This window comes from Ruegeria sp. HKCCD4884 (genome assembly GCF_013110855.1).
Taxonomy (GTDB): Bacteria; Pseudomonadota; Alphaproteobacteria; order Rhodobacterales; family Rhodobacteraceae; genus Ruegeria.
This window is the reverse complement of the sequence record NZ_WVRJ01000023.1, coordinates 43472-50032: the sequence shown is the minus strand read 5'-3', so window position 1 is coordinate 50032 and position 6561 is coordinate 43472. Positions and strand designations below refer to the sequence as shown.

Sequence of the window (6561 nt, the reverse complement as noted above, 5' to 3'; positions counted from 1 at the left end):
CCGCGAAGGTGGCCGCACCGTCGGCGCTGGCGTTGTGTCGAAAATCATCGAGTAATCACGGTAGGCCGGGCTTCAGCCCGTCACATCGTTGAACTAAAGAAGGCCGTCCCACAGGGGGCGGCCTTTTTCTTTTCTACCATTTCAAGCTTGTACATCTTGTGCCAACCGGGCGAACACATGAGGCAGAGGCTATTCGTCGAAATGTCTTGCGCCTAATCCAACGGAAACTGTTCAGAACGGGTGACTTGTGCCGAAGCTCGGGGCAAATCAGAAACAGCGCAGTACCACGCACTTCGCGGAGCACTGTTAACCAGCAGCTCGAACGCCAGACCTTGCCACATTGTCGACGTTGGTACAGTGTTCTTCAGATTTGAACGCGCACTCTGCTAACAGGGTCGGAAACTGCGATGATTACACATCTCGAACATGTATTCCTGAATGTTTTCAATATCATTCTACCCGTTCTGATCTGTGCGGGCATAGGATACTGTCTGGCTCTGTTCAAAGAGCCCTTCGACAACAAAGTGATAAACGGGCTGATATCGCGTGTCGGCTTTCCCACGCTTGTTATATCGCATCTTTCAACGGCGCAGATCGAAGCAAACACCTTTCTGACGGTGATGGCCGCAGCGGCGACAATCGTTGCTGGTTTCGCCGCGCTGAGTTTTATTGCCCTCAGAGTGCTAGGATATTCTGTGCCCGTTTTTCTCGGCCCGTTAATGTACGGAAACATCGGGGGCATAGGGTTGCCGGTCACGTTGCTGGCCTTTGGCGGAGAAGGGTTGGCCTATGCAATGGGCTTTGTCGTGGTCATTCTTCTTTGCATGTTTTCCATCGGAATATGGATTCCATCCGGTTCTATTTCGATAAAAAGGCTGATCACTTCTCCGGTAATTTACGCGGCGATCATCGCTTTGGGCGTTGTTTTCACCGGATTCAGCCTGCCACAACCAATAGAGTCGAGTTTCAATATCTTGGGTGGTTTAACGATCCCGCTGCTCCTTTTGACGATGGGGCATACCTTGGCTTCTTTTCAGATAAGAGATGTGCGGCAAGCGGGTGTGTTGACCATTGCTCATTTAGGCATCGCAGTTGTCGTGGCCTTGTTTGCGACTTGGTTATTTGGCTTCACTGGTACTGAGCGCGGCGTCGTTATTCTGTGCTGCTTGATGCCTTCGTCCGTCGCGAACTATCTTTTCGCAGACCAGTACCAGCCCGACAGAGCACCGGACGTGGCGGGATTTATCCTCTTGTCAACCCTGACGACGCTGCTGGTTCTGCCATTGGCTTTGACGTATTGGGTTTAATTCTGGGCGTGGGGGTCTAAGCGCACGGTGAGTGATCTGTTCAAGAGAGTTTGTCCTTACGGATCTTATGTAGAATGCACCTAGGTGTTTCGGTTTTCTGATCCGATTTTGTGAAGCGCCCAGTTTGCACAGATACCCCCTTGCCAAACCGCACCAATCCCACTAATACGCGCGAGTTCTCAACGAGAACATCAAGGCGGGGTGATTCCCGCCTTTTGGGTTCGAAGAGGGTTGGCGATGCGCGTCTGTCCTCCTCTCAACCTCAACGCCTGATAAAAGGCTGTTAATATGCAAAGCCAAAACATCCGTATTCGGCTGAAGGCATTTGACTATCGCGTTCTGGATGCCAGCACGCAAGAGATCGTCAACACTGCCAAGCGGACCGGCGCGAACGTGCGCGGCCCGATCCCGCTGCCGAACAAGATTGAGAAGTTCACGGTTCTCCGTGGCCCTCACGTTGACAAGAAATCCCGCGACCAGTTCGAGATCCGCACGCACAAGCGTCTCTTGGACATCGTTGATCCGACCCCCCAGACCGTTGACGCGCTGATGAAGCTCGACCTCGCTGCTGGTGTGGACGTCGAGATCAAGCTGCAGTCGTAAGATCGGAGGGTATAGATTATGCGCTCTGGTATTATCGCAAAAAAAGTTGGCATGACCCGCCTGTTCATGGAAGACGGCAAGCAGATCCCTGTGACCGTGCTTCACCTGGACAACCTGCAGGTTGTTGCACAGCGCACCGCTGACAAAGACGGCTACACTGCCGTTCAGCTGGGCGCGGGTGCTGCCAAGGCAAAACGCACCTCGAAAGCCATGCGGGGTCACTATGCCGCTGCCAAGGTTGAGCCCAAGCGTAAGCTTGCTGAGTTCCGCGTCTCTGAAGATGGCCTGATCGAAGTGGGTGCTGAGATTTCGGCAGAACACTTCCTGGAAGGTCAGAAGGTTGACGTTTCGGGCACCTCGATCGGTAAAGGCTTTGCCGGTGCGATGAAGCGCCACAACTTCGGTGGTCTGCGCGCCTCGCACGGTGTTTCGATCAGCCACCGTTCGCACGGTTCGACCGGTCAGTGTCAGGATCCGGGCAAGGTGTTCAAAGGTAAGAAGATGGCCGGTCACATGGGTGCTGCCCGTGTCACCACCCAGAACCTGGAAGTTGTCAAAACCGACGCCGACCGGAACCTGGTCTTCATCAAAGGCGCCGTTCCCGGACCGAAATCGGGCTGGGTCACCGTCAAGGACGCCGTGAAGAAGAAAGCACCGGAAGGCCTGCCTTTCCCGGCTGCTGTGAAATCGGCTGCAACCGAAGCACCTGCGGAAGAAGCTCCCGCGGAAGGTGGTGAAGCATGAAACTTGATGTAATCAAACTGGACGGCGGCAAAGCCGGCGACATCGAGCTGAACGCCGATCTGTTCGGTCTCGAGCCGCGTGCGGACATCCTGCACCGTGTGGTCCGTTGGCAGCGCAACAACGCGCAGGCCGGCACCCACAAGGTCAAGACCCGCTCGGAAACCAGCTACTCGACCAAGAAGATCTATCGCCAGAAGGGCACCGGTGGCGCACGCCATGGTGACCGCAACGCGCCGATCTTCCGCAAGGGTGGTATCTACAAGGGCCCGACCCCTCGTTCGCACGGCCACGACCTGCCGAAGAAGTTCCGCAAGCTTGGCCTGCGCCACGCTCTGTCGGCCAAAGCCAAAGCAGGTGAACTGGTTGTGATCGAGAACGCCGAAGCCGAAGGCAAGACCGCCGCACTGGCCAAACAGGTTGCAAACCTGGGCTGGAAACGCGCTCTGGTCATCGACGGCGCGACCGTGAACGAAGGTTTCCTGAAGGCGTCGCGCAACATCGAAGGTCTGGATATCCTGCCGTCGATGGGTGCAAACGTTTATGACATCCTCAAGCGTGACACCCTGGTGCTCACCAAAGCGGCTGTCGAAGCACTGGAGGCTCGTCTGAAATGAGCGCGAAGGCAGAACACTACGACGTGATCCGCAAGCCGATCATCACCGAAAAGTCGACCATGGCGTCCGAAAACGGCGCGGTTGTCTTTGAAGTGGCGATCGACAGCAACAAGCCGCAGATCAAAGAGGCCGTTGAGGCGCTGTTTGGTGTGAAGGTCAAAGCGGTGAACACCACCGTGACCAAAGGCAAGGTCAAGCGGTTCCGCGGCCAGCTGGGTCGCCGGAAAGACGTCAAAAAAGCATATGTGACCCTGGAAGAGGGTAACACAATCGATGTGAGCACCGGTCTTTGATCCGACGCTTACTGCGACTATTTACGGCCTCGGCGGTTCAACCCGCCGGGGCCGATTTCGTTTCGGACCCTGAAATTGAGCGGGCGCAGGTGCGGGAACGGATGCGGGCCTTCAGCACCGAACCTTATTTCCAGATTGCTGACGAAAAGCTGGGGCTTTTGTCGGTTTTCGATGATCTGAAATACGACCGGGCGGATGTGGACATGATCTCTCCGGCGATGCGTCGCCATGTTGTTGGCAAGCTTGGTCCGCTGGGGTTCCGTCAAACCTCCGGCACGGTGTTGGAGCACGTCAAAGCGGACATGCGCGTACATGTTCCAAAGTTCCATGCCCTTGGCGCGTCGCCCTTCGACATCACGCGCTATACGGACAAGCGGGCTCAGGACTATTGTCTGCTGACCCCGACGCAGGTGGCTTGCCAGTTCGTGGACCACTATGCGTTGGACGATGCTGTGCAGCGGATCGAAACGCTTGTTAAGAAGCATCCGATCAACCTGCTCAAACTGGCGGATTATCTGGAAGGCAAACCCAAGCACCGCGCGTTTCGTGAGGTGCTGGGCCATATCAAGCTCAAGCAGAGGGTTGCAGTGGAGTCAGAACCACTCTGCCGTAGGCGGTCTTTGGGGTAGGGTGTCCAGCAGGCCACGGATCGGCGAAACGCATAGTGCGGGACGCCTACGGTTCGAAAGCGACATAGAGCCGGATTTTAGCTTCGTACAGCTGCATTACGATCTACAAGGGGTTCCCCTTGCCGTGACGCGCCTTCTAGCCATTCAGAGAGCAAATGCGTGAGACAAAAAAGGCGCCCTCTGGCGCCTTTGTGTCTTGCTTTCGGTTGTTCGAATTTACGAACAGTAGACATGCTTGTGTGCGATATCCGCGATGTCACAACGACGGATGCCGATGTCATCGAGTTCGCGGTTGCTCAGACGTTGCAGCTCGGAAAACGTGCGCTGGTACTCGGCAGCACGGGCGCGCGCGGCTTTCACGCGCTCGATCATGTCTGTAATCCGTGCGGTAAAGTTCAAGCCTGAATGTGTCAGTGCAGCAGTTGTCATCTTTTTGTTCCTTTCTCAAATCAAGGCGTATTCCTTGACGTTTCCTTTTTGTGTTCCTTGTTTGGACAAGGCTGAGATAAGGTCGAAAGTTATCGCTAACAACGGAAGTTTCGGTCTAGCCGATATGCACCAAGGGAATAACAGCTGGGCGACATGTACGTGACCGTGTGCAGCGCAAAACCTGAGTGTTTCCGCTCGATGTACCCAGAGTGACTTTTTCGTTGCTGGGGTGAATTGACTCTAGCTGCTTAGACTCGACGCAGCCTGAACAATTCGTCTTTCTCCCAAGGGAATCGGATGGTGGTATTGCGCCCCGTCTTCTGAAAAGACCAGCCTTTGAATTTTTCGAAAGGACTCAAGGTATTCTGCGTAGCTCGTTACATCTACTGCCTTGGGCGCGGGCAGGATGTCTCCGAGGGGGCCGTAATAACCAAGCACACTGATCTCCATCTCGGCCTTGCTGTGACCCAGCTGTGCTTCTGCTGCGATATTTGGAATTGACACCTGCGCCCCCAACTCAAACCGGTCGGCATTGACCTCAAGGCGCACAGAAACCCCGACCTCGTATTCTTCACCATCAGTGTCGAGCAAAACGGTAAATGACTTTGCTTCCTGAAAGACGCCGACCCGTTTACCCTTAAACTCGATTCCCAGAAGGCGAGGGAAAAGGGTGGATCGGCCCTCAGCGTCCCAGAAATAAGATCTCGCAACAGTTATGTGCCGGTCCAGCTTTAACCCGTTGGATGCGTTCGCTCCTTGCGTCGTTCGGATGAGTTTTTCTGCTTTTTGATACTTTTCGTCACCGATTCTAAGAATCTCGGATTCGGCAGGTTCGGACACTGTGTCGGTCATCAAAAAACCCCCTGACTATGTGGCCCTAAAGTCTAGCCAAAAAGCCGCAAAAGTCGAGGATTCCCCGCCCTCAGGTGTTTCTGGGCCTGTGGGCGCATGCCTTTGGACTCGGTGTTGTGGTCCTGCAGATTGGTGTTGGCTGGGCGTCCAGGTATCAATGACAAAAAAAACGCCCCTGAATGAAGTCAGGGGCGTTCTTTGAAATTCTCGAAGGTTTCGGGCTTAGCCGCGCTCTTCGACGATCTCGACCAGATGCGGGATCTTGCGGATCATGCCACGAACCGAAGGAGTATCTTCCAGCTCACGGGTTTTGTGCATCTTGTTCAGACCCAGACCGATCAGGGTTGCGCGCTGTTCGGCGGGGCGACGGATCGGGGAACCGATCTGTTTGACGACGATGGTTTTTGCCATGGGTCGCTCTCCTTATGCTTCTGCTTCAGCAGCAGCAGGTGCTTCGTCCCGCTTGGGCAGGATGTCGGCAACTTTTTTGCCACGACGTGCGGCAACCGAACGCGGGCTCTGCTCTTTCTGCAGGCCGTTGATGGTGGCGCGGATCATGTTGTACGGGTTCTGCGAGCCCAGCGACTTGGACACAACGTCCTTGACGCCCAGCATTTCGAACACGGCACGCATCGGACCACCGGCGATGATACCAGTACCTTCAGGTGCGGTGCGCATAACCACTTTACCGGCGCCGTGACGGCCTTCGATGTCGTGGTGCAGGGTCCGACCTTCGCGCAGCTGCACGCGGATCATTTGACGCTTGGCTTGTTCGGTCGCCTTACGGATGGCCTCAGGTACTTCTTTCGCTTTACCTTTGCCAAAGCCGACGCGGCCTTTCTGATCGCCGACAACCACCAGAGCGGCGAAGCCAAAGCGCTTACCACCTTTTACGGTTTTCGACACACGGTTGATTGCGACCAGACGATCTGCAAATTCCGGTGCCTCTTCACGGTCGCGGCCACGGCCCCGACGGTTTTCACGTTCTGCCATTTGGCATCCCTTTTCTCATGTGGCGCTTGTGACGCCGTTTACTTCAATCCAAGTGAGCCCCGACTGTTGCCGAGGCCCCCGGATCATCGGGGCAGCC

Annotated in this window: 10 protein-coding genes; 6 read left to right on the top strand and 4 right to left on the bottom strand. The window is 55.5% G+C overall.

Annotated features, from left to right (window positions below):
* Nucleotides 1-407 precede the first annotated feature (407 nt).
* The 6 genes from GS636_RS22195 to GS636_RS22170 all read left to right on the top strand — a co-directional run bounded on the left by GS636_RS22195 (nucleotide 408) and on the right by GS636_RS22170 (nucleotide 4190).
* Complete coding sequence (locus tag GS636_RS22195; RefSeq protein ID WP_171672824.1) at nucleotides 408-1307, top strand: AEC family transporter; 900 nt, start codon at nucleotides 408-410, stop codon at nucleotides 1305-1307.
* A 288-nt stretch (nucleotides 1308-1595) separates the two neighbouring features.
* Entirely contained in the window at nucleotides 1596-1910 is a 315-nt protein-coding gene (gene rpsJ / locus GS636_RS22190) for a 30S ribosomal protein S10 (protein WP_008756422.1), read from the top strand.
* Nucleotides 1911-1928: 18 nt separating this feature from the next.
* Nucleotides 1929-2654, top strand: a complete 726-nt coding sequence (gene rplC, locus GS636_RS22185; RefSeq protein WP_170574972.1) for a 50S ribosomal protein L3 — start codon at nucleotides 1929-1931, stop codon at nucleotides 2652-2654.
* Nucleotides 2651-3268, top strand: coding sequence for a 50S ribosomal protein L4 (gene rplD / locus GS636_RS22180; protein ID WP_155148664.1), 618 nt, complete (start codon nucleotides 2651-2653; stop codon nucleotides 3266-3268). The genes rplC and rplD overlap by 4 nt, the downstream gene beginning before the upstream one ends.
* Complete coding sequence (locus tag GS636_RS22175) at nucleotides 3265-3561, top strand: 50S ribosomal protein L23 (protein ID WP_008757532.1); 297 nt, start codon at nucleotides 3265-3267, stop codon at nucleotides 3559-3561. The genes rplD and GS636_RS22175 overlap by 4 nt, the downstream gene beginning before the upstream one ends.
* Complete coding sequence (locus GS636_RS22170) at nucleotides 3558-4190, top strand: hypothetical protein (RefSeq protein ID WP_171672823.1); 633 nt, start codon at nucleotides 3558-3560, stop codon at nucleotides 4188-4190. Before GS636_RS22175 ends, GS636_RS22170 begins: the two co-directional genes overlap by 4 nt.
* A gap of 216 nt (nucleotides 4191-4406) precedes the next feature.
* Here GS636_RS22170 and GS636_RS22165 read toward each other — a convergent pair whose 3' ends face one another.
* The 4 genes from GS636_RS22165 to rpsE form a co-directional block, all read right to left on the bottom strand.
* Nucleotides 4407-4619 carry a DUF1127 domain-containing protein gene (locus GS636_RS22165; protein ID WP_171186667.1) on the bottom strand — a complete coding sequence of 71 codons (213 nt, stop codon included), beginning with the start codon at nucleotides 4617-4619 and terminating at the stop codon, nucleotides 4407-4409.
* Between the two features lie 240 nt (nucleotides 4620-4859).
* Complete coding sequence (locus GS636_RS22160; protein WP_171186665.1) at nucleotides 4860-5471, bottom strand: hypothetical protein; 612 nt, start codon at nucleotides 5469-5471, stop codon at nucleotides 4860-4862.
* Between the two features lie 222 nt (nucleotides 5472-5693).
* A complete protein-coding gene (gene rpmD, locus GS636_RS22155; RefSeq protein ID WP_050605831.1) occupies nucleotides 5694-5882 on the bottom strand; it encodes a 50S ribosomal protein L30 in 189 nt (62 codons plus the stop codon).
* Nucleotides 5883-5894: 12 nt separating this feature from the next.
* On the bottom strand, nucleotides 5895-6464 hold the full coding sequence (gene rpsE, locus GS636_RS22150) for a 30S ribosomal protein S5 (RefSeq protein WP_155148691.1): 570 nt from the start codon (nucleotides 6462-6464) through the stop codon (nucleotides 5895-5897).
* Nucleotides 6465-6561: the final 97 nt, after the last annotated feature.

Coding starts and splice junctions, on each gene's coding strand:
- rpsJ (WP_008756422.1), top strand. CDS start 1,596: ATGCAAAGCCAAAACATCCGTATTCGGCTGAAGGCATTTGACTATCGC.
- rplC (WP_170574972.1), top strand. CDS start 1,929: ATGCGCTCTGGTATTATCGCAAAAAAAGTTGGCATGACCCGCCTGTTC.
- rplD (WP_155148664.1), top strand. CDS start 2,651: ATGAAACTTGATGTAATCAAACTGGACGGCGGCAAAGCCGGCGACATC.
- rpmD (WP_050605831.1), bottom strand. CDS start 5,882: ATGGCAAAAACCATCGTCGTCAAACAGATCGGTTCCCCGATCCGTCGC.
- GS636_RS22195 (WP_171672824.1), top strand. CDS start 408: ATGATTACACATCTCGAACATGTATTCCTGAATGTTTTCAATATCATT.
- rpsE (WP_155148691.1), bottom strand. CDS start 6,464: ATGGCAGAACGTGAAAACCGTCGGGGCCGTGGCCGCGACCGTGAAGAG.
- GS636_RS22165 (WP_171186667.1), bottom strand. CDS start 4,619: ATGACAACTGCTGCACTGACACATTCAGGCTTGAACTTTACCGCACGG.
- GS636_RS22175 (WP_008757532.1), top strand. CDS start 3,265: ATGAGCGCGAAGGCAGAACACTACGACGTGATCCGCAAGCCGATCATC.
- GS636_RS22160 (WP_171186665.1), bottom strand. CDS start 5,471: ATGACCGACACAGTGTCCGAACCTGCCGAATCCGAGATTCTTAGAATC.